This window comes from Alcaligenes sp. 13f, assembly GCF_020496585.1.
Taxonomy (GTDB): domain Bacteria; phylum Pseudomonadota; class Gammaproteobacteria; order Burkholderiales; family Burkholderiaceae_B; genus Alcaligenes; species Alcaligenes phenolicus.
The window spans coordinates 120,893-141,448 of sequence record NZ_JAHKKC010000003.1 but is presented as its reverse complement, the minus strand read 5'-3'; the positions used below and the strand labels follow the sequence as shown (position 1 = coordinate 141,448).

18 protein-coding genes, 2 tRNA genes and 1 riboswitch are annotated in these 20,556 nt (G+C 55.3%); of the genes, 9 read left to right on the top strand and 11 right to left on the bottom strand.

Annotated elements, in window-relative coordinates; genetic code table 11:
* Position 1: 1 nt before the first annotated feature.
* Positions 2-802 (top strand): siderophore-interacting protein, encoded by an 801-nt coding sequence (locus KOE80_RS03390; protein WP_226348361.1) that lies wholly within the window; start codon positions 2-4, stop codon positions 800-802.
* On the opposite strand, the gene KOE80_RS03385 is transcribed toward KOE80_RS03390, so the two are convergent.
* Positions 799-1,143, bottom strand: coding sequence for a hypothetical protein (locus KOE80_RS03385; RefSeq protein ID WP_060185222.1), 345 nt, complete (start codon positions 1,141-1,143; stop codon positions 799-801). The two genes, KOE80_RS03390 and KOE80_RS03385, sit on opposite strands and share 4 nt — an antisense overlap.
* A 117-nt stretch (positions 1,144-1,260) precedes the next feature.
* Positions 1,261-1,354: riboswitch (SAM-I-IV-variant riboswitch) on the bottom strand.
* Between the two features lie 153 nt (positions 1,355-1,507).
* Between KOE80_RS03385 and KOE80_RS03380 the strand changes: the two genes are divergently transcribed.
* Positions 1,508-1,592: transfer RNA gene (locus tag KOE80_RS03380), tRNA-Leu, on the top strand.
* Positions 1,593-1,737: 145 nt separating this feature from the next.
* On the opposite strand, the gene KOE80_RS03375 is transcribed toward KOE80_RS03380, so the two are convergent.
* From KOE80_RS03375 to KOE80_RS03345, 7 genes are all read right to left on the bottom strand, one after another.
* Positions 1,738-3,069 (bottom strand): four-carbon acid sugar kinase family protein, encoded by a 1,332-nt coding sequence (locus KOE80_RS03375; protein ID WP_226348360.1) that lies wholly within the window; start codon positions 3,067-3,069, stop codon positions 1,738-1,740.
* Between the two features lie 13 nt (positions 3,070-3,082).
* Positions 3,083-4,357, bottom strand: a complete 1,275-nt coding sequence (locus KOE80_RS03370; RefSeq protein WP_226348359.1) for a RuBisCO large subunit C-terminal-like domain-containing protein — start codon at positions 4,355-4,357, stop codon at positions 3,083-3,085.
* Between the two features lie 12 nt (positions 4,358-4,369).
* Positions 4,370-4,909, bottom strand: coding sequence for a VOC family protein (locus KOE80_RS03365; RefSeq protein WP_060185219.1), 540 nt, complete (start codon positions 4,907-4,909; stop codon positions 4,370-4,372).
* 124 nt (positions 4,910-5,033) lie between these two features.
* Complete coding sequence (locus KOE80_RS03360) at positions 5,034-5,834, bottom strand: transporter substrate-binding domain-containing protein (RefSeq protein WP_226348358.1); 801 nt, start codon at positions 5,832-5,834, stop codon at positions 5,034-5,036.
* Between the two features lie 46 nt (positions 5,835-5,880).
* Positions 5,881-6,609, bottom strand: coding sequence for an amino acid ABC transporter ATP-binding protein (locus KOE80_RS03355; RefSeq protein WP_035272361.1), 729 nt, complete (start codon positions 6,607-6,609; stop codon positions 5,881-5,883).
* 23 nt (positions 6,610-6,632) lie between these two features.
* On the bottom strand, positions 6,633-7,301 hold the full coding sequence (locus KOE80_RS03350) for an amino acid ABC transporter permease (protein WP_035272363.1): 669 nt from the start codon (positions 7,299-7,301) through the stop codon (positions 6,633-6,635).
* 3 nt (positions 7,302-7,304) lie between these two features.
* Positions 7,305-7,988, bottom strand: coding sequence for an amino acid ABC transporter permease (locus tag KOE80_RS03345; RefSeq protein WP_035272365.1), 684 nt, complete (start codon positions 7,986-7,988; stop codon positions 7,305-7,307).
* A 187-nt stretch (positions 7,989-8,175) separates the two neighbouring features.
* Here KOE80_RS03345 and KOE80_RS03340 point away from each other — a divergent pair, with 187 nt between their 5' ends.
* Entirely contained in the window at positions 8,176-9,216 is a 1,041-nt protein-coding gene (locus KOE80_RS03340; protein WP_226348357.1) for a LacI family DNA-binding transcriptional regulator, read from the top strand.
* Between the two features lie 2 nt (positions 9,217-9,218).
* On the opposite strand, the gene KOE80_RS03335 is transcribed toward KOE80_RS03340, so the two are convergent.
* A complete protein-coding gene (locus KOE80_RS03335) occupies positions 9,219-10,097 on the bottom strand; it encodes a LysR family transcriptional regulator (RefSeq protein WP_060185215.1) in 879 nt (292 codons plus the stop codon).
* A gap of 141 nt (positions 10,098-10,238) precedes the next feature.
* Here KOE80_RS03335 and KOE80_RS03330 point away from each other — a divergent pair, with 141 nt between their 5' ends.
* The 3 genes from KOE80_RS03330 (at position 10,239) to KOE80_RS03320 (ending at position 13,466) form a co-directional block, all read left to right on the top strand.
* Positions 10,239-11,621 carry a M20 family metallopeptidase gene (locus KOE80_RS03330; RefSeq protein WP_226348356.1) on the top strand — a complete coding sequence of 461 codons (1,383 nt, stop codon included), beginning with the start codon at positions 10,239-10,241 and terminating at the stop codon, positions 11,619-11,621.
* Between the two features lie 71 nt (positions 11,622-11,692).
* Entirely contained in the window at positions 11,693-12,970 is a 1,278-nt protein-coding gene (locus KOE80_RS03325; RefSeq protein ID WP_226348355.1) for an MFS transporter, read from the top strand.
* Between the two features lie 241 nt (positions 12,971-13,211).
* Complete coding sequence (locus KOE80_RS03320; protein ID WP_226348354.1) at positions 13,212-13,466, top strand: heavy-metal-associated domain-containing protein; 255 nt, start codon at positions 13,212-13,214, stop codon at positions 13,464-13,466.
* 497 nt (positions 13,467-13,963) lie between these two features.
* Here the strand turns inward: KOE80_RS03320 and KOE80_RS03315 are convergent.
* A tRNA-Leu gene (locus KOE80_RS03315) sits at positions 13,964-14,048 on the bottom strand.
* A gap of 108 nt (positions 14,049-14,156) precedes the next feature.
* On the opposite strand from KOE80_RS03315, the gene rnr reads away from it, so the two are divergent.
* The 3 genes from rnr (at position 14,157) to KOE80_RS03300 (ending at position 18,844) form a co-directional block, all read left to right on the top strand.
* Positions 14,157-16,634, top strand: a complete 2,478-nt coding sequence (rnr, locus tag KOE80_RS03310) for a ribonuclease R (protein WP_226348353.1) — start codon at positions 14,157-14,159, stop codon at positions 16,632-16,634.
* 69 nt (positions 16,635-16,703) lie between these two features.
* The gene (rlmB, locus tag KOE80_RS03305; protein WP_035272375.1) at positions 16,704-17,450 is read left to right on the top strand and encodes a 23S rRNA (guanosine(2251)-2'-O)-methyltransferase RlmB; all 747 of its coding nucleotides are present in this window, start codon (positions 16,704-16,706) and stop codon (positions 17,448-17,450) included.
* A gap of 158 nt (positions 17,451-17,608) precedes the next feature.
* Complete coding sequence (locus KOE80_RS03300) at positions 17,609-18,844, top strand: cystathionine gamma-synthase family protein (RefSeq protein ID WP_115633817.1); 1,236 nt, start codon at positions 17,609-17,611, stop codon at positions 18,842-18,844.
* Positions 18,845-18,857: 13 nt separating this feature from the next.
* Here the strand turns inward: KOE80_RS03300 and KOE80_RS03295 are convergent, their stop codons facing one another.
* On the bottom strand, positions 18,858-20,330 hold the full coding sequence (locus tag KOE80_RS03295; RefSeq protein ID WP_060185211.1) for a PLP-dependent aminotransferase family protein: 1,473 nt from the start codon (positions 20,328-20,330) through the stop codon (positions 18,858-18,860).
* Positions 20,331-20,556: the final 226 nt, after the last annotated feature.

Here is a 20,556-nt window from a genome sequence, read left to right as displayed (position 1 = left end):
AATGCAGTCTGAACAATTAACGCAGAAAGTTGCTCATACCTTGAAGTTGCGTTTGCTGACCGTAAAAAAGCGGCGCGAACTGGGGCCTGATATGGTGCGCATCACCCTGGAAGGCTCGGATCTGGAAGGTTTTTATACCCCTGGTTTTGATGACCACGTCAAACTGATTTTCCCGGACCTTGTCACTAAAGAATTGCGACTGCCTCAAATGGGCGAGCGTGGCATGGTCTTTGCCGCCGGTCAGGAAAAGCCACCTATCCGCGACTACACTCCTCGCGAGTTCCGCGAGCAGGAAAAGGAGATGGATATTGATTTTGTGGTCCACGGTGAAGGCCCGGCATGCCAATGGGCCATGCAAGCTAAAGAGGGTGACAAGCTGGGTGTGGCCGGTCCGCGTGGCTCCTTCCTGGTCAGCAAGGACTTGGACTGGCAAGTTCTGATTGGCGACGAAACCGCTGTGCCTGCCATGGCGCGACGAGTGAAAGAACTGCCTTCCAATGTGAAGGTGCAGGTTTACGTATTGGCACGTAATCTGCTGACAGTTGGTGCGATGGAGGCACCGGACCATGTCACGGTGAACTGGATTCCTTCGCTGGCCGGTTTGAATGGCATTCTGGACGCATTGCGTGCCGCACCCGAGTTGAGCGGCACCGGCTATGTGTGGGTCGCAGCAGAATATTCCATCGCTCAAAGCTTGCGTGAGTACTGGGTGCAAGAACGCGGCCTGGATAAAGGCGCGATTCGGGCCAGCAGCTATTGGCGTCAAGGCGATCAGGGCGAGGATGCCCCACGTCTGGACTAAGCGGCTTTTTGCTGAGGGTAGGGCTGGGCGCGCAAGCGTCCGCCCACGTTCAACACGGGCTGTAAATCTGTATCCAGCACCGTATTGGGATGAGCCAGACGGTGTTCGTCAATCAGGCGGGCAATGGCATCCATGTTCAGCAACAAGGTGCTGTCAATATCGTGCTGGAAGCGGGCCCAGTAGCCACCGCGACAACTGGAACCCAGCCAGCGCGGCTCGTAATCTCCGACCTTGTCAGCAAGCACTTCGCACACGACGGCCAGCCGGGAACAACCGGGGTGCAGGACAATGCGGTAGTGGTGCTGCTCTAAAGTCAGGTGGTAGCAAAACGGTGCAGACATGAAACACTCCTGTTTAGCTCTTGGAAGGGACTTCCGGGTGAGCAAGTTGGATTAAAGGACCCTTTGCCTGGAAACAACCAAGCATAAAAAAACCCGCTGGCAGCGGGTTCGTGTCTTGATGATCCCATTGATTGCCAGATGGCCATATCTTGAATCCACCTTGTGCGGGTACACAGGTTGGCATGGGTTGCCCCAACTCTTGATATAGCAATAAGCATAAAAGCGATTCTTATGAAGTGCAAGGGCTGCGCTTATTTCTGTCAGGCATGAAAAAAAGCAGAAATAGTTTGCACTCTTTCAAAATCATGTTATAGTTCTCTTCTGTCTTGCAGAGACGAGTTGAAAAACAAATCCAGCAGTCAGAGCCCAGGTGGCGGAATTGGTAGACGCGCATGGTTCAGGTCCATGTGCCTTCGGGTGTGGAGGTTCGAGTCCTCTCCTGGGCACCACAAATTCCTCAAAAAGCCGATCATCGCAAGATGATCGGCTTTTTGTTTTGTGTGTCCAAAAAACTGGGGGGAGCCGCCTTTTTGAGGATGAGAAAGGTCGGGTATACCGATCTGACGGGGGCTGTATACGCTGTTGCGATCCGTCTCAGTACGATGTGCCTTCAATCACCCGATCGAAGAAATCCGCTGGCCCCATTTGCCCACCTTTAAGCACCAGCTCCAGCCCATCAATCTCATCGTCCCCATGGCAGATGCAGGCGGCTACGCCTGGGCTGACTAAGTCCAGATAACTCAGGCCCCAAATACCCAATGCCTGGGTGCTTAAGCTGGACGTGTCGCCGCCCGCGATACAGAGGCGTGACAAACGGTGCTCTAATCGCAACTGTTTGACCAGATGACGTAAAAACTGCGCGCTGTCTTCTGCCACGAGTTGTGTAGGCAGGGTGGGGCGGCTTGGGCCCTGGTTTGCAGGCTTTGTTTGCAGCAAGGTATGACGTCCTTTGCGCACATTGTTAATGACCGTTGCGTGCAGCTTGGTGACATAGCTTGGGCTGTGATGCAGTTCGTACGGGTCAAGCTCAAAGATGTCTGCTTGCTGGCAACGGGCGACCTGCTGTGCAGTGATGGGCGACTGACTTCCCACCAGAATCAGCACCGGCTGTGTACTGGCGTGTAGTCCCGTAACGGGTTGGGCGAAAGTATCAGGCCGTTGGCTTAAATAAGCTTGTGCCACGCTGCTGGAGCCGGCAGTTAACACGGTTCCGTTTTGGCTGAGCACTTTAAGCAGCGCACCAGCCTGTGCAATATCGGCCTCACAAGCAATGTCCAGCAGAGGATGCTGATGCCCGTGTTCTGCTGCTTGCTCTTGCCATTGTTTGCTTTGCTTGTTCACTTCGTAGTCCGTCTTCTGATATTCGGTCCACGGCAGAGAGAACACGTTTTTTAACCCCTGTGCTTGCAGATGAAGCAGTAAATCTGCTTCGTGCATGGGCGTGACAGGGTGTGATCCCATCGTAGGGTGTCGATCAATCCGGTAGACCTGTCCGTCTTGTCCAGCCTGCGCGAATAGGGTGGCAAAAACGCAGTAGCGTCCCAGATTGATTTGTCCCCCCAGTACAGGGCTGACAGCGACCTGAGCCAGCGGGCGCAAGCACTCCAAAGCAATCGCAATATTGCCGATTTCAGGACTGCTATCGAAGGTTGAGCAAATCTTGTAATGCAATAGCTTGGGCTGCATGGAGGCCAGAAAAGGGGTGACGCCCTTCAAGCTGTTGCGGATTTGCTCGCAATCCAGCGAGCGGGTCGCCCCCGCCAGCCCTATGGCTTCCAGTCCTTGCAGCCTTTTCAGGTGATGGGGGCTGGGGGCTTGCAAGAGCAGGATGGCACGTACTCCGCTCTGGCTTAAGGTCGCCAAGGTATCGCTGGCTCCGGTGAAGTCATCGCCATACCAGACATATTCGGGGCGTAATACAGTCATGAGGTATTTCCGATCAGGCCATTTTCGGGCCAAAAAACTCCAGCGCCTGGGCCAGCTCATTGCAGGTTCTGGCCTGTTCTTGCACGCTGATTCCCTGATCTGCTGCTTGCCAAGCCTGTTGCAGACTCAGCACTCCTGCATGCGCTCCGGCCGGGTGAGCCAGAATGCCGCCACCTGCCATGAACAGCACATCAGTACTGTTTGCCGCCTGCCAAGTTGCTTCCACGGTTCCCGCCCATTGTCCGGAAGACACCACGGGAAGGACGCGATCATCGTGCTGGTCGTCCAGACGATGCAGACAATGCCCAATGGCTTCACGCACTTCCTGATCGGCTTGTGCAAATTTCCCCTGCAGTCCGTGTACGTGAATATGGTCTGCTCCGGCCAGACGCCACAGGGTTTGATAGGCACTGACAGAAATTCCCAGCAAAGGGTGACGCGACAAGGCTCCGTAGCCATTGCGATGTGCATGCAAGGCCAGGCCGGTATGACGGCGCAGAGTTTGCAGCGCGGAATAGCCTACCCAGTTCTGGCTGACCATGACGCAACTGCCGCCTTCGCGCTCGACCAGATCGGCGTGGCGTTTCATGGCATCGGTTTCGTCGGTAATGTTGAAAGCAAACATTACATGCTTGCCGCTGCGCTCTTCATGAGCGCGGATCACTTCCATGACAGCGGGAATGCGCTCATGCAAAGGCGAGTGGGTCGGGTCAGCGCAGACTTCATCGTCCTTGATGAAATCTACTCCGGCATTGCACAAGGTTCGTACCAGCTGTACCACGTCGTCAGTACGCAAGCCCACGCTGGGTTTGATGATGGTGCCAACCATGGCGTTGCGGACAACGCCGGTACGGGAGCGGGTGCCGTCGATACCAACAGCAGGCATCTCGAACTGGCGGCGATAGGAAGCGGGCAACTCCAGCGCTTCCAACCGCAGGCCCGTTACCTCGCCCAGATCAAACAGGTTGCCTGTAACGCATGCAGCCAGTGTGGGTAGATTGGCGCCGATGTTGGCGATAGGAAACCGTATATCGACCAAGGCTCGCTGATAGGGTCCAGAGATGCCCCTTCGTTCCAGCAAGGTATTGGATAAGCTGGGCTGCGCGATGCTCTCCAGCCGTTGCACGCGTTCGACTGTCGCTCGTGCACGCTTGCGCAGCTCTTCGGTTTCCCCTGCAACACGGGTAAATGTGCCGCAGGACTGTTCGCCAGCGATTACCTCGGCAACCTGCTCGGGCGGCAGGGGAGTTTCGATCAGGTAACGGGCCAGAAAAGTGTCAGTGCTCATGCTGTGTACGACCTATAGCGTGCTCAGGTCAGGGAAGGGACGTACGGGGTCCTGGCCGTCCCAGTTCTCGGAGGCGGCACGGATCATGGAGAACATCTTGCCTTTGGGGCCCGCCACCTCGGATAGCTCAATGACGGCACCGGGATGAAACTCGGTATCGAAATAGCAAAAACGGCCGCGCTCGCCAACCTCGCCGCTCATGACAACGTTCAAGCCATGGTCCAGCGCGCGTTGCAGGTCCGCATCGTAGTTTTCTGTCCAGTAGGCGACGTGTTGCAAACCCAGCTGGCCGGCTTGCAGAAAGTCCCGGTACATCGAAGGAACATCGTTGCGGCATTGAATCAGTTCCACTTGCACAAAACCGGAATTGGCCAGGGCGACCGAGTTATGCGGTTCGTAGGATTCGCCTCGGTACTGGTAATTCTTGATGCCGACTTTGGGGTTGTAGTACCAGGGGCCTACACCCAGTTGGCGACTCCAGTAGTCCATGGCGGCTTCGATATCACGCACCACATAGCCAAGCTGGCGGATTTCACCAAATAAGGTACTCATACATAATTCCTGAAGGGGTAAATCAGCTGAGCGAAGGCGCAGCCAGTCCCGCGGCAGACTTGGAGCGCTGCCGTCGGAGGGTTATCAATAGGGAGAGAGGCCGGGCTTGTGGCCCGGCTAAGAATTATTGGCCAGCGCCCTGGACGATTTCGTCGGGGATAGGCACACCGGCATATTTCAGATGGATTTCATTGAGCTTACCGTTCTGCAGATTTGTCTTGATCCATTCGTCCACCCAGCCTTTCAGTTCAGGCTCGTTCTGGCGCATGGCAATGCCCAGCTTGTAGGACTCGATCACGAACTTGACCTCGAAGGGGCGCGAGGGATTGCGGTCGGCAATGGCTTTGATAATGGGTGGCGTGATCGCCACAATGTCGGTCTGACCGCTGGCAGCGGCGGTAATCGAGGCAGCCTCATCATCAAAGCGCACCAGATTGGCTTGTGGTGCCCGCTCACTGATGAGCTTGTCCTGAGGGCCGCCACGGGTTACGGCGACACGCTTGCCTACCAGATCTTCCATGCCCTTGATGTCCACATCTTTGGGAGCGCCAACGGCTGCTTGAATAGCACCGTAGGGAATGGAAAAGTCCACGGCCTTGGCACGTTCAGGCGTAATCGACAGTGAAGAGATAATCAAATCGGCCTTGTTGGACAGCAGATTGGGAATGCGGGCGGAGTTGGTGGTCTGCACGATTTCCAGTTCTACGCCCAGATCCTGGGCCAGCAAGCGGGCGGCTTCCACATCCGAGCCTACAGCCTGCATTTTGTCGTCGATATAGCCATAAAAGGGTGCGCCCAGGTCGATACCGACGCGGATCTTTTTGGAGGCCTTGATGTCGTCCAGCGCATTGGCGCTGGCAGCGGCGGACAAGCCAGTCAGGCCCAGGGCCAGGATGGTGGCACGCAGGAGGGTCGAGAGTGTCATGGTGCAGTCTCCGTCAGGATATTGTTATGGTGCTAGGGAAGAATCTTTACAGACCGTGAGCCAGAAAGGCTTGCAGCTCCGGGGTTTGGGGATTGCGCAGCATGTCGCCGGGGCCGGTTTCCCAGACACGCCCCTGGTGCATGAAAATCACCACATCGGCTACGCGGGCAGCAAACTCCATTTCGTGTGTGACCAGGACCATGGTCATGCCATCGGCCGCCAGGCTTTCAATGACACGCAAAACTTCGCCGGTCAGTTGCGGGTCCAGCGCAGAGGTCACCTCGTCAAACAGCATGACTTTGGGTTCCATGGCCAGGGAGCGGGCGATGGCAACGCGCTGTTGCTGACCACCTGATAACTGTTCCGGATAGGCCTGGGCCTTGTCGGACAGCCCCACTTGCTCCAGGGTGCGTCGGCAAATGGCGCGAGCCTCCTCACGGCTGCGGCCACGAACGACTTGCGGAGCCAGCATGATGTTGCGTTCTACTGTTAAATGCGGGAACAGGTTGTAGCTCTGGAAGACGATGCCAACATCGGTCCGTAGCGAGCGCAGGCAGACATCCGGGTCGTGGACTTGATGGCCGCACACTTCGATCTGGCCGCGATCAATGATCTCCAGCCGGTCTATGCAGCGCAGGGCGGTACTTTTGCCTGACCCGCTGCGTCCGATAATGGCGGTTACCTGACCTTTGGGAATGGCAAAGGACACGCCATTCAGGACGGCATTGCTGCCAAAACTTTTGTAGACGTCTTTGAGTTCAACAACGATAGACATAAAAACTCCTTGGCGATCCGAACTTATTTCTGCACTGGGCGATGAGCAAAATGCAGGCGCATCTCCAGGCGGCGGCTCCAGGCCGACAAGGGATAGCACAGGGCGAAATACAGGGCTGCAATCAGCACGTAGATCAGGAAGGGCTGGAAGATCGAGTTATTGATCAATTGGCCGGCTCGTACCAACTCCACAAAGCCCACAATGGATGCCAGCGAAGTGTTCTTGATAATTTGCACCATGAAACCGACGGTGGGCGGCGTGGCAATGCGCACAGCCTGGGGCAGAATCACCAGATACAGTCGTTGCCAGCGGGATAGGGCCAGACATTCAGCGGCTTCCCATTGGGTTCGGGCCACGGACTGGATGCTCCCGCGCCAGATTTCACCCAGGTAGGCACTGACGTAAATCGTCATGGACAGCCCGGCTGCTACCAGTGGCGGCAGGGTCAGTCCCATGATGCTGAGCCCGAAATAAGACAGGAACAGAATCACCAGCAAGGGAGTGCCTTGAATGATCTGAATGTAAGCAATGGCCAGATAGCGCAGGGGGCGCCATGCGCTGATACGGGCCAGGGCTACCAGGGCACCGCCTAACCCACCTCCAATAAAGGAAATCAGCGACAGTACGACCGTCCACAAAGCGCCTTCCAACAGGAAGTTCAGGTGATTGGCATTGAATCCGCTTGTGAACATGGCTTAACTCCGGCCGCGCAGCGCACGCTGACGAGAAAAAACCAGCTGTCCGCTTAGCCACAGGACCAGTCGCATCAGCAAGGACAGGGCCAGGTACAGGACGGCAACCAGAATGTAGGCCTCGAAAGGGCGGAAGGTCTCGGCCTGAATATGGTTGGCCATGGCCGTCAACTCCTCCACTGAAATCTGCGAGGTCACCGAGGATGCCAGCATCAGCAACACATACTGGCTGCACAAGGACGGGTACACACGCTCCAGCGCAGGCAGCAAAATGACATGCCAATAGGTTTGGGCACGAGTCAGACCCAGGCATTCGGCGGCTTCCAGCTGTCCTTTGTGAATGGAGTCCATGCCGGCGCGCATGATCTCGCAGGTATATGCCGCCACATTGATGACCAAAGCGGCCAGAGCTGCGCCAAAGGCACTGACTTTCCAGCCCAGGGTGGCCAAACCGAAAAAGACCAGGAAGATCTGTACCAGCAGCGGCGTATTGCGAATGATCTCCACGTAGAAACCGCAAAGGCGGGCAATCAGGCGGGATGAACTGCGACGACCAATGGCCAGAAAAGTGCCGGCGATAAAACCGAGCACGGTAGCCGGAACGGACAATTTGATTGTCATCCAGGCCCCTTGCAGCAGTTGCGGCCACTGAAGCAGCACGCTGGAAAAGTCAAAGGTATAAGTCATGGCTGGACGGGTGGAACCTACGTCATCAAACAGAATCAGAGCGTGCTGACTCCCGAATGCTGCAGGTCTTGTCTCCCTATGGTTTACATGTTTTTATGATGTTTTTTGCTGTGTTGTTGCACTAGCCTTTTTGTATGGTATAGAAGCCACTTAAAGCCTGTCCAGCCAATCCAATGATGGTTTTTGATTGACTAATAAAATCCCTAAAATCAGCGATATTGCCCGTTTGGCGGGCGTCTCTACCGCGACGGTGGACCGGGTCTTGAACCGGCGTCCCGGCGTGCGTCCCGGCACGGTCCAGCATGTGCTTAAAGCGGCCCGCAAACTGAACTACATCAGCGATGCCGAGTTCAGCGCCGACCGTTGCCTCAAGCCCATGCGCATCACGTTTTTATTGCCTGCCGGCAGCAATCGCGTGATCCATATGTTTGGGGATGCCATCGACTACTCACAGACGCAGTTGCAGCCTTTCAATGTGGATTGCCATACCGAAGTCTTTAACGGCTTTGATCACGAGTCCCTGGCCCATGCGCTGCTGGGCTTGCGCGGCCGCACCGATGGCGTGGTATTTATGGCGCTGGAGCATCCGGTGGTGCGCGAAGCGGTCGATACCTTGGTTCACGATGGTATTCCGGTAGTGACTTTGATTTCCGATTTGTCGGCCTCGACGCGCTTTGGCTACGTAGGCTTGGACAATGTGGCAACCGGCCGTCTGGCAGCCTATCTACTTAGCCGTCTTGGGGGCGGGCAGTCGGGCAGCTTCGCCTTGATTGCAGGCAGTCTGTGCTACCGCGCCCACTGTGATCGTGAGTCCGGTTTCTTGCAGCTAATGCAGGAAAAAGGCTGGGCAGATCGGGTGATTGGCTTGCGCGAAGGGCATGACGATGCAGAAAGCAATTACCGGCAGACGCGGCTGTTGCTTGAGCAGCATGCGGATTTGCTGGGTATCTACAATATTGGCGGCGCCCCTGAAGGAGTGGCGCGGGCGTTGAAAGAGGCACGACGAGACAAGAAAATTATCTTTGTCGGCCATGGGCTGACCTCTGATGTGCGTGCCTTGCTGATCGATGGCACCTTGGATGCCATCATCATGCAGGACCCGCAGCAGTCGATCCTGAACTGTGTGCGCATGTTGACGGCAGCCCGGCACATGGCGGAGGGGGGAGAGTCGGGCTTGAAGCTCAAGCCCATGAACAGCATTGTGGTGTTCAGGGAGAATTTGCCTTGATTTCAAGCGGCCTTCAGATCCTGAATCAAGGCCTTTAAAAAGTCACTGACGCTTTGTGGCAAGACCCGCTTGGCCATGCTTAAAATCTGCAAGTCTCGATCCAGTCGGGAGTCCCGCACAGGAACAATTTTCAATCCATGGTCCAGGCTGCTGCGATGGCTGATTGACGCTCCCAAGGCGATGGCATTGGTGCGTCTGACGAACTCGTGTAACACCCCCGAGTAGTTGCAGGTAAAGACTTCGTTAAAGACCAGCTTTTCCATCTGGCAAACGTGGTTAAAGAGTTGCTTTTGGGTAAGCTCCTCGCCGGGCATCACGATGGGATAGGGTTGTAGTTCGTTCAAGGACAGCTTGCTTGCCGTGGCTAAAGGGTGTTGTGCTTGCATGACGGCAAAAATGGGTGAGCGGCAGGAGTAGTTCACTTCCACATCGGGTACCGGGGCGGTGCTGAAAATAGCCCCTATATCAACCTCTCCGTTTCGAACCATATCCACACAATCATTGGGCGAGCTCACTTTCAATACAAACCGTGCCAATGGCGTTCGGTTGGAAAACTCTGCCATGACCATGGGTAAAAAGTAGCGGGCTAACCCCTCGGTGGCTGCCACCCGAATTAAATGGGCCTGGGCATAGTCGTTTTGACGCAGACTTTGTACGATGGCTTCTTCTTCCAGCCGCACGCGCAAGGCGTGTTCGGCCAGGGCCTGACCTGCTGCAGTCAGTACCATTCCTCGTCGCCTGCGCTCAAACAGCGCCACCCCAATGGACTCCTCCAGCAAGCTGATTTGGCGGCTGATTGCACTAGGGGCAATATGCAGCCTTGCGCTGGCTGCCGCCAGTGAGCCTGTTTTCATCACGGCCAGAAAGTATTTGTAATCCATGGCTTTGCTTGTTTGTCTCGGGTCTGGGCTTTGTGTTTTGAGTTCTAAAAATTAGCTCATTCTATTCTAAAGATAGAAATATACAGAAGGTAAGACGGATTCTATAGTCCTCTTTCCTATCAATAAGACAACGAGACAAAAATGGGAAAAAGTAAAGCCTTGTCCAGGGTGCGCGCCTATTTTGAGGAGGGCGGTTTCGAGCAGGACTTGCGCCGTCGTGTGGCGATTCAAAGTGACAGCCAGACTGCGGAGAAAGCGGATCAATTGCAGCTCTACCTGGATCAGGAGCTGGGCCCTTCCTTGGTGAAACTGGGGTTTGAGGTCCGTATCCTGGCCAATCCCAAAGGGGCAGGCCCCATCCTTCTGGCTCACCGACATGAATCCGATGAGCTACCCACGATTCTGACCTATGGGCATGGCGACGTGGTGCCCGGACATGACCATCAATGGCGTGAAGGCCTGGCGCCTTGGGAATTGAAGATCGAAGGGGAGCGTTGGTATGGCCGGGGGACGGCGGACAATAAAGGCCAACACAGCATCAATCTGGCCGCGCTGGAACAGGTCATTCAAGCTCGCGATGGGCGTTTGGGTTTCAACCTCAAAGCCATCTTTGAGACGGGTGAAGAGCGTGGCTCGGTCGGTTTGCGCGAGTTTTGCGAGCAACATGCACAGAGCTTGTCGGCTGATCTGTTTCTGGCCTCGGACGGCCCGCGCTTGAACGCCAATCAGCCGACCTTGTTCTTGGGCTCGCGTGGCACTGTGCTGTTCTCGCTGGAGGTGATTTCGCGTGAAGGGGGGCTGCACTCGGGCAATTGGGGCGGGGTGATGGAAAACCCCGCGGTGGTGCTGGCCAATGCTCTGGCCTGTCTGGTGGGGCCTCAAGGACAACTGTTGTGTCGCGAACTGACGCCAGGCCCCATACCGGAGGACGTGCTGGCTGCCATTGCAGATTTGGAGATTGGTCAGCATACCTTGGGGCTGGCCTTAAATGAGCATTGGGGCGAACCGGGCCTTAGCTACGGCGAACGTCTGTTCGGCTGGAACACCTTGGAAGTGCTGGCACTGGATGCCGGGAATCCGCAAAAACCAATCAATGCTATCCCGCCTCGTGCTCAGGCTTTTTGCAATTTGCGTTTTGTGCTGGGAACGCAGATAGAGGACTTGGAAAGCACTTTGCGCCAGCACCTTGATGCGCATGGCTTCGAGCAGGTGCGTATTCATATGGGCCAGATCATGCCTGCCACCAGGCTGGATCTGGGCAATAAGTGGATCGCCTTGATCAAGGCTGCGATCAGCAAAGTGACGGATCAGAAAATTGCCGTGATCCCGAATTTGGCAGGAACTGTACCCAACGATATTTTTGCCGATGTACTGGGTCTGCCCACGATCTGGGTGCCACACTCCTACCCCGGCTGCTCTCAGCACGCTCCCAATGAGCACATGCTGACTCCCATTATCCAAGAGGGACTGGACATCATGACCAGCGTTTTCTGGGAACTGGGCGAATTGAACAAGAACACTTAAAAAAAATAGACGCCGTTCAGAAGTAACGGCGCATTGCCTTCGGAAACACCGGGGGCAGGAGGAGATAAAAGATGGAGCAGACCAAAAAAGCGGTGGGGCCTTTACCGCGTTCGTTTTGGAAGCCGGTCGCCGCGTCCGTGGTGGGGAATACCTTGGAGTGGTTTGATCTTGCTGTATATGCCTACTTTGCACTGACCATTGGTCGTGTTTTTTTTCCGAGCTCAGACCCTACCGTCTCTTTGGTTCTGGCTTTTGCCACATTCGGGATTTCATTTCTGATTCGGCCCATTGGAGCCGCGGTTATTGGCTCCTATGCGGACAGACACGGACGCAAGAAAGCCTTGTCCCTGTCCATCCTCTTGATGTTATTGGGCACGTTCATGATTGCGGTCATGCCTGGTTATGAAACGCTCGGACTCATTGCGCCTATCGGTATTTTGATTGCCCGTTTTATTCAGGGCTTTTCGGCGGGGGGCGAATTTGGCAGTTCTACCGCATTCATGATGGAGCATGCTCCAGAACGCTCTCGCGCATTTGTGGCCAGTCTGCAGTTTGCCAGTCAGGGCTTTGGTGTCGTGCTGGCTTCTTTGTTCGGTTATGTGTTGACTTCTACCTTAAGCGAACAGCAGATGCTGGATTGGGGGTGGCGTGTTCCCTTTTTCTTCGGCTTGTTGCTGGGGCCGGTAGGATACTGGATCCGCAAAACGGTGGATGAGTCCCCGGATTTCAAAGAAAGTGAACCTGGCGGTCAGCCAGTGCGAGAGGTGCTGAGTTCACAAAAGGTTTTGCTGTTGATTGCTTTGGGCACCTTGATTTTGTCTACCGCCTCCAACTACCTGATTACTTATATGCCATCGTATGCAGCGACTACCCTGCGTGTTCCGCAATCGGCCGGATTTTTGGCAACACTCACCGCAGGCTTGATTCTGACTGTTGCTACGCCGTTGGTAGGTTATGTCGCGGGTAAAGTTGGTCGGATCAAGATCATGCTCACCGCTGCCGTGCTGTATGCGATTGCGATCTTCCCGTCCTTCATGTGGTTGAACCGCGAGGCGACCCAAACGGCGCTGATTCTGGTTGTAGGTTTGATGGCTTTGCTCAAAGCCGTGTACTTCGCCCCCTTAGCCGGATTGATGGCTGATGTCTTTCCAGTACGTACCCGTGTTACAGGCATGTCCTTGAGCTACAACATCGGCGTCACTGTCTTTGGTGGTTTTGCACCTGTGATTGCCACGGGTCTGATTTCACTGACCGGCTCTCCGGTGGCGCCCAGTTACTACCTGATTCTGGCCGCGGCGTTGAGTATCGTGGCCTTGCTAGCAGCCAGTCGCAAGCTGGGTATGAGGTAAGTCAGGGTCGTTCAAGGGAGGGCGGGCACTGCTAACAAGCAAAGGAGCGTATTCAGAAAACCGTTTTCAGACCGGTTTGCCTGTGGTCAGCGGGCAAGCCGTTTTTTTTGTGTCTGCCTCCAGGCTGGCGCATCGTTCTTGTCCTGGCACCTTGCCGTATTTATAAGATGTATTTAATATATATCTTTATGGGCGGTGGCGATTTCATCAACTGCCTCACCTCATGTTAAAGGGATAAAAAATGCAAGTTGGAATGCTGAAACTGGCGGGTTTGCGACACCCTGAATGCGCCGATAAAGTGGCTATTGCCTTGGCGGCTATTGAAGGCGTACAAGCGGCAGATGCCTCGTTCGAAAACGCAAAGGCGTCGGTTCGTTTTGATGAAAACCAGGTCTCGCTGGAAGATCTGCATGCTGCCGTCGAGCGGGCCGGCTATCAAATCGCCAAACCTGCGCATGGTGAAGATGGTGCATGTTGCGGTGGCTGCGGCGGTTAAACCTACTGCATCCTGAGACTGAAAACCGACTGTAGAAACACAGTCGGTTTTTTTATGGTTGTACAAAGCAGGGCAGGCGGTGTTTTGCTTTGAGTGTGTTGCCTTGGCTCCCCAGGTGCTTGCTTCAAGGGGTATTCACAGGCCTGTAAAGAAAGCAGCCGATCATGCGGTAGTGATTCTTTATGTGGAAATGGCTGTGTTTAAAAAAGAAGGGGGTCGTATTGCTGCTCGTTTTCTGCCACAGTCAGACGTCATCGGATTGATGCTGAAGGATAATAAATTTATGGAGCAACAAAATAAAAAAGGCCGACCATTGAGAAATGATCGGCCTTTCGGAATTTTGGTGCCCAGAAGAGGACTCGGTCACACGGGCGCGACCCCGGTCGGGCTTGCATGCCCGACCTTTCTCGCCCCCACGTCAGGTGCTCAAGCACCTGACTTTCTGGGCTGGAAAGCAAAAAGCCGACCATCTTGCGATGATCGGCTTTTTTGGAATTTGGTGCCCAGAAGAGGACTCGAACCTCCACACCCGAAGGCACATGGACCTGAACCATGCGCGTCTACCAATTCCGCCACCTGGGCATATCGTTGTATGCTTATGGCTGTGCCAAAAGCCTTTAACGACTTTACTGCGTGAGCAGCAAAGAAAAAGGATTATAGGCATACTTTATTAATAATGGAAGTGTCCTTTTGAATAAAAAACATCAAGACAGTACTGAGGACCGTATTCAATCAACGGGCCGTTATGAGTTGCCGCCTGACTTCGACCCGGATACCCCGACGCGGGAAGTGATCCTGGCGGGGCTGCGCGAAGATGCAGACGGCCTGACCATGCAGGCTCTGGCGAAAAAGCTGGGCCTGGGCAAAGAAATTACGGTGGGTTTCGAGCGGCGTGTGCGCGCAATGGAGCGCGATGGTCAGCTGCTGATCTCCCCCGAAGGCAAAATTCGCAAAAATAACCAAACTGGTTTTATCGCCGGCAAAGTGTTGGGCCATCGCGACGGCTTTGGTTTCTTGCAGCGCGACGATGGGCAGCCCGATCTGTTCTTGTCGCCTCGAGAAATGGCCAAAGTGTTGCACGGCGACCACGTTATGGTGCGTATCGTCGGTGAATACCGCGGCAAGCCAGATGCCTCGATCGTCGAAGTTACTGCGCGCCACACCAGCAAGCTGGTGGGCCGTTTCCTGCGGGAACGTGGCACGTTCATCGTGGTGCCCGAAGATCAACGTATCAAGCACGACATCCTGATTCCCAACGGAGACCAGGGCGAGGCCGAGCCCGGTCAGGTTGTGACGGTAGAGATTACTCAGCAGCCCGAGCGCCATCGTCAGCCTTTGGGGCGTGTGATTGAAGTGCTGGGGGAAACTGACGATCCCGGCATGGAAATCGAGATTGCCGTGCGCAAGTTTGAAGTGCCGGTCGATTTTTCCGAGAAGGCGCTCAAGCAGGCTGCGCGCATTCCCGCCAAGGTCAAACCATCGGAATACAAAGGCCGCGTAGATTTGCGCGATGTGCCTTTCATCACGATTGACGGTGAAGACGCACGAGACTTTGATGACGCGGTGTACTGCGAACGCGTTGATATTGGCACGGGCAAGCGCTCGCGCTGGGCATGGCGTTTGCTGGTTGCGATTGCCGACGTCAGCCATTACGTGCGCTCTGGCGATGCCCTGGATGAAGACGCTCTGGAGCGTGGCACCAGTGTGTATTTCCCGCGCCGCGTGATCCCCATGCTGCCAGAAAGCCTGTCCAACGGGATTTGTTCTCTGAACCCGTCGGTAGACCGTCTGGTCATGGTGTGCGATATGGTCGTGTTGGCCGATGGTGCCAAATCCGGCACTGTGTCGGCCTACCAGTTTTATGAAGCGGTCATTCATTCACATGCGCGCACGACGTATTCCGATATCTGGAGCGCCTTGCAGCAGCCCACTGGCCCGGCGGCCACCCAGATTCAGCATGTGCTGGAGCCTGTGCAGAACCTGTACTCTCTGTACCGCCTGCTGGCCGAGCGCCGTACCGCCCGTGGTGCGATTGATTTCGATACGGTTGAAACCAAGATTGTCTGCAACCCCTTGGGTCGTATCGAACGTATTGAGCCCTTGGTCCGTAACGACGCGCACAAGCTGATTGAAGAGTGCATGTTGGCAGCCAATACCTGTGCTGCCGACTTTATTGCCCGCAGCCGTCGCAACGGTTTGTACCGTGTACACGAAGGCCCAACGCCGCCCAAGCTGGAAGCCTTGCGTGAGTATTTGCGTAGCTTGGGTCTGACCCTGGAAGGAGGCGACGAGCCTACTTCTGCTGATTACGCCAAAGTCGTGGCTGCAGCCCGTGGCCGTTCTGACTTCGCCGTCATTCAGACCATGTGTTTGCGTTCCATGCAGCAGGCTATCTACAGTCCGGAAAAAACGGGGCACTTCGGTCTGGCCTATTCGCAATACGCGCACTTCACCTCGCCGATTAGACGTTACCCGGATTTGCTGGTGCACCGTGTCATCAAGGGTATTTTGAAGGGCGAGCGCTACATTCCGGCTATCGACGAGGATCCGGGCGATGCCGCCTTGCCAGCCAGCAAGCGTGACTTTGCACGTTGGGAAAAATTGGGTGCCTTGTTGTCAGCGCGCGAGCGTCGTGCTGATGAGGCTTCCAAAGATGTGGAAGCCTGGCTCAAGTGCTGGTTTGTTAAAGAGCACGTGGGTGAGGAGTACTCCGGCAAGATCAGCGGCGTGACCAGCTTCGGTCTGTTTGTGACGCTGGATACCTTGTATGTGGAAGGTCTGGTCCATGTTTCCGAGCTGGGTGCGGATTATTTCCAGTACAACGAAACTTCGAACGAGTTGCGTGGTGAGCGCACCGGTCTGCGTTATCGCCTGACCGACGCGGTGCAAGTCCAGGTTGCGCGTGTTGATCTGGAAGCGCGCCGTATTGAGTTCCGTCTGGTTAAAGGCGTGGGCTACAAGGCGGTGAAGGCAGCAGCTGAAGGGATTGATCCATCCGAGCGTCCCATCAAGAAAGCAGCCCCAACCAAACCGCTGGCCTTGAAGGGCACCACGGCATCCCAACGACGTGCTTCGCAAAAACAGGCTGAGCGGGATGAAAAGCGCAGTGCGGAGAAGGCAGCCAAGTCTGCGAAATCCACGCGTAGCCCTAGAGGACGCCGTCGATAGGCGTACAATGCCAAGCCGGGCTTTTTGCCCGGCTTTCTTTATTTGCTCTTATTTCCCCCAAGGATTGTTATGCCTCAGCAGGTTTTGGCCGGTTTTCATGCCGTTATTGCCCGAGTTCGTTTTAGCGCCGCTTCGGTGCGCGAGGTCTATGTGGATCAGACCCGGCGCGATAAACGGATGCTGGCTTTTATCGAACAGGTAGAACAGGCTGGCTTGAAAGTCATGGCTGTGCCGGTCGAACGTCTGGATGGTCTGGCCAAAGGCACGCGCCATCAGGGCGTGGTGGCACTGGCTCTGGAGCAAGAACTGGCTGTCGATGTCAATGAATTGCTGGACGATCTGGAAGAGGCCGGGCAGGTTCCTTTTCTGTTGATTCTGGATGGAGTGACAGACCCCCATAATCTGGGAGCCTGCTTGCGTAGCGCCAATGCGGCAGGTGCCCACGCCGTAATTGCGCCTCGTGACCGCGCTGTGGGTCTGAATGCCACCGTATCACGCGTGGCTTGCGGCGGTGCAGAGTCTACGCCTTACATTACGGTAACGAACCTGGCCCGTACCATGCGTATGCTGCGCGAGCGTGATGTCTGGTTGGTTGGCACCAGCGACCAGGCCACGCATACCTTCCACCAGGTCGATGCCCGCCGTCCCATGGCCTGGGTAATGGGTGCCGAGGGCGAGGGCATGCGCCGTCTGACTCGTGAAACCTGCGACGAGCTGGTTTCCATCCCCATGATGGGCGCAGTAGAAAGCCTGAATGTTAGCGTCGCCAGTGCGGTTTGCTTGTACGAAACCTTGCGCCAACGTAGCCAGTCTTAATTTCTTTTAAGTCTTGTTACTTGCTTAATTACTTATTTGTATAAAAAACGGCGGGTTTCATCCGCCGCTTCACCAGATAATAGGTAATTGGCCGTCAGCCGGGCAAAACCCAATCGGCGCTGACGGTGTGTACACGCATTATGGGCTTGGAAACGATCATGGAAGAAAACGGCTTTATTACCTCTACCTTGCACTCTGACCGTCGCTTGGGCACGCAACATGGCGCTATCCATCAGCCATTGCACCCATCGACCGAGTTCGGTTTTCAGGATGCGCGTGAGCTGGCTGCGGTCTTTCAGGGCAAGTCCGGCTTTACCTATTCCCGTCAAGGCACGCCCACCACGGCGGCGTTGGAAGCCAAGATTACACGCATGGAAAAAGGCATAGGCAGCGTCAGTTTTGCCACAGGTATGGCGGCGCTGACAGCAACCTTGTTTACCTTGCTGCGCCAGGGCGATCATCTGATTGCCAGCAAATTCCTGTTCGGTAATACCAATAGCTTGCTGGGGACTTTGCGCGACCTGGGTGTACAAACCACGCTGGTGGATGCAACCGATCTGGCCCAAGTGCAAGCCGCACGGCAGCCCAATACCCGCATGGTCTTTGTTGAGACCATTGCCAATCCCGGTACACAGGTAGCTGATCTGCAAGGGGTGGGGCAATGGTGTCAGGACGAGGGGCTGTTGTATGTGGTCGATGCCACCTTGTCCTCGCCTTACCTGTCGCCCGGCCGTGAGTTCAAGGCCTCTCTGGTGGTCAATTCCCTGTCCAAACACATTGGTGGTCACGGTAATGCCTTGGGTGGCATGGTGACGGATACCGGCCTGTTTGACTGGACGACCTACCCCAATATTGCCGAGGTCTACCGCACGGGCAATACGCAGAATTGGGGTTTGGTACAGATTCGGAAAAAGGGCTTGCGCGATATGGGCGGCACCTTGTCGTCTGACGTGGCTCACCGCCTGGCTGTCGGTTCGGAAACCTTGCCTTTGCGTATGGAGCGTATCTGTTCCAACGCCCTGGCCTTGGCGCGCCATTTGAAGGCGCATCCCAAGGTCAAGCACGTGCAGTATCCCGGCCTGGAAGATCACCCGCAGCACGAGCGTACGGCTCAATTGTTCGGCAATCGCTTCGGTGGCCTGATGAGCGTAGTGCTGGAAGAGGGCATCGAAATCTTTGACTTCCTGAATCGCCTGAAGGTCTTTGTACTGGCTACGCACTTGGGCGACAACCGCAGTCTGGTGCTGCCCGTGGCCCACACCATCTACTACGAGATGGGCGCTGAGCAGCGCGCTCTGATGGGCATTGCCGACAATCAGTTGCGTATCTCCGTAGGTATTGAAGAGATTATCGATCTGACCTCGGACTTTGATCAGGCGCTGGCCCAGTCCTAAGCTCTTCGCACATCTAGCCATGGTTCAGCCTGGGCTGTATCAGGGCTAGATGCTGCATTGCTTGCTGCAATTCCCTGCATTCCAGATTCGCATAGCCAAACAGCAGATGGCGTGGATTCGTGCTGTCTGTTTCCTGGCTGGCGGCCTGTGCTAAAGGGTAGAGCCGTATGCCATGGCGCAGTGCCGCAGCGGCAACGTGGTGGGCATTTGGGCTTTGTTGTGGCAGGCGAAAAGCCAGATGCATGCCAGCATTGTGTCCGCTGACCACGCCCGCATTTCCCCACACTTTTTTCAGTCCTTGCAACAGCGTATTGCGTTGCTCCATATAACGGCGGCGCAAGTATTGCAGGTGCCGTGGATAGTCATACTCATCAAAAAAACGTGCCAACACGGCTTGTGTTAGCCAGGGTGATCCGTTGTTGAGCAAGGCCTTGCGAGCAATAAAATCCTGGCTCAGGTGGGGAGGACAGACCATATAGCCCAAGCGCAAACCAGGGCCCAAGGTTTTGGAAAACGAACCCAGATAAATCACCTGCCCGGGGCTCATGGCCTTGAGTGGCGCGGGCAAGGCCGGGCCATAACAGAAGTCCCCGTCGTAATCGTCCTCAATAATCAAAGCGCCACTGGTACTGGCCCAAGCCAGTAGCTCCTGTCTGCGACTTACCGTCAAGGTGTGCCCCAAAGGGTACTGATGGGAGGGCGTGACGAAAGCCAACTGAACAGCCTTGTCGGGCAGTTTGTCTGTGCGCAAGCCGTGCTGGTCCACAGGCACGGGAATACTTTGTGCGCGGTGCCGCGCCAGCAAATGTCTGAAGCCGTTGTAGCCGGGCGACTCATGCACCGCACAGCTTTTTTCGTCCAGGAAATGAGCTGCGATCAGACTTAAGGACTCCTGTGTTCCTGCAGTGATGATGATGTGCTCCGGGTCAGCCAATATGCCCTTGCTGGCCGCCAGATAATCCGCAATTTGCAGCCGCAAGCCCCATAGACCTTCAGGCGGTGGATAGTCTGCCATGGCAGAGCCTGCGTAACGCAGCAACTGGTTGGACAAATAAATGAACTGTCGCAGCGGAAAAGCATGGACCGAGGGGCGTCCAATCTTGAAATCAAAACGAACGGGCACGCTGGCAGCAGGCACATGCACACCGCTGGCCTGTGCCGTGCTGGTACGCGGGCTGCGTGAACAGTGGGCCGTCTCCAGCACAAAATCCGGTGCCAGGCGACTGCGACCATTGCGGGTAGGTGTAGCCACAAAGAATCCACGGCTAGGTTCGCTATGAATCAGATTGGAGTCGATCAGCAAATCATAGGCACCCATGATCGTATTTTTGGAAACCTGCAGCAGAGAAGCCATTCGGTTGATTGAAGGCAGGCGATTGCCTTCTTGCAAACGTCCCGAACAGATCAGGGTTTCGATTTGACGTGCAATTTGTCGTTTATACGGTGGGCTATGAGTATGGGAAAGCGTAATCGGTAAAGAAAACATGGCGGGACCGGAAAAATAATCAAAACCATCAAGGGCGAGCCAGGCCGGGCCACTATAGGCAGCAGCCTCTAGTTTTAACTTGAGTTAGGTCAAAATGAATATTCGTTCGTGATAAATTTATCCGGCTTCTTGATCTGCCAACTGGCTCCTTGTCATGGATGTTTTTATCTAGGTAAGAGTATTTAATATCTCGTAATTACGATATAAAAAAACCATCCCCATTATT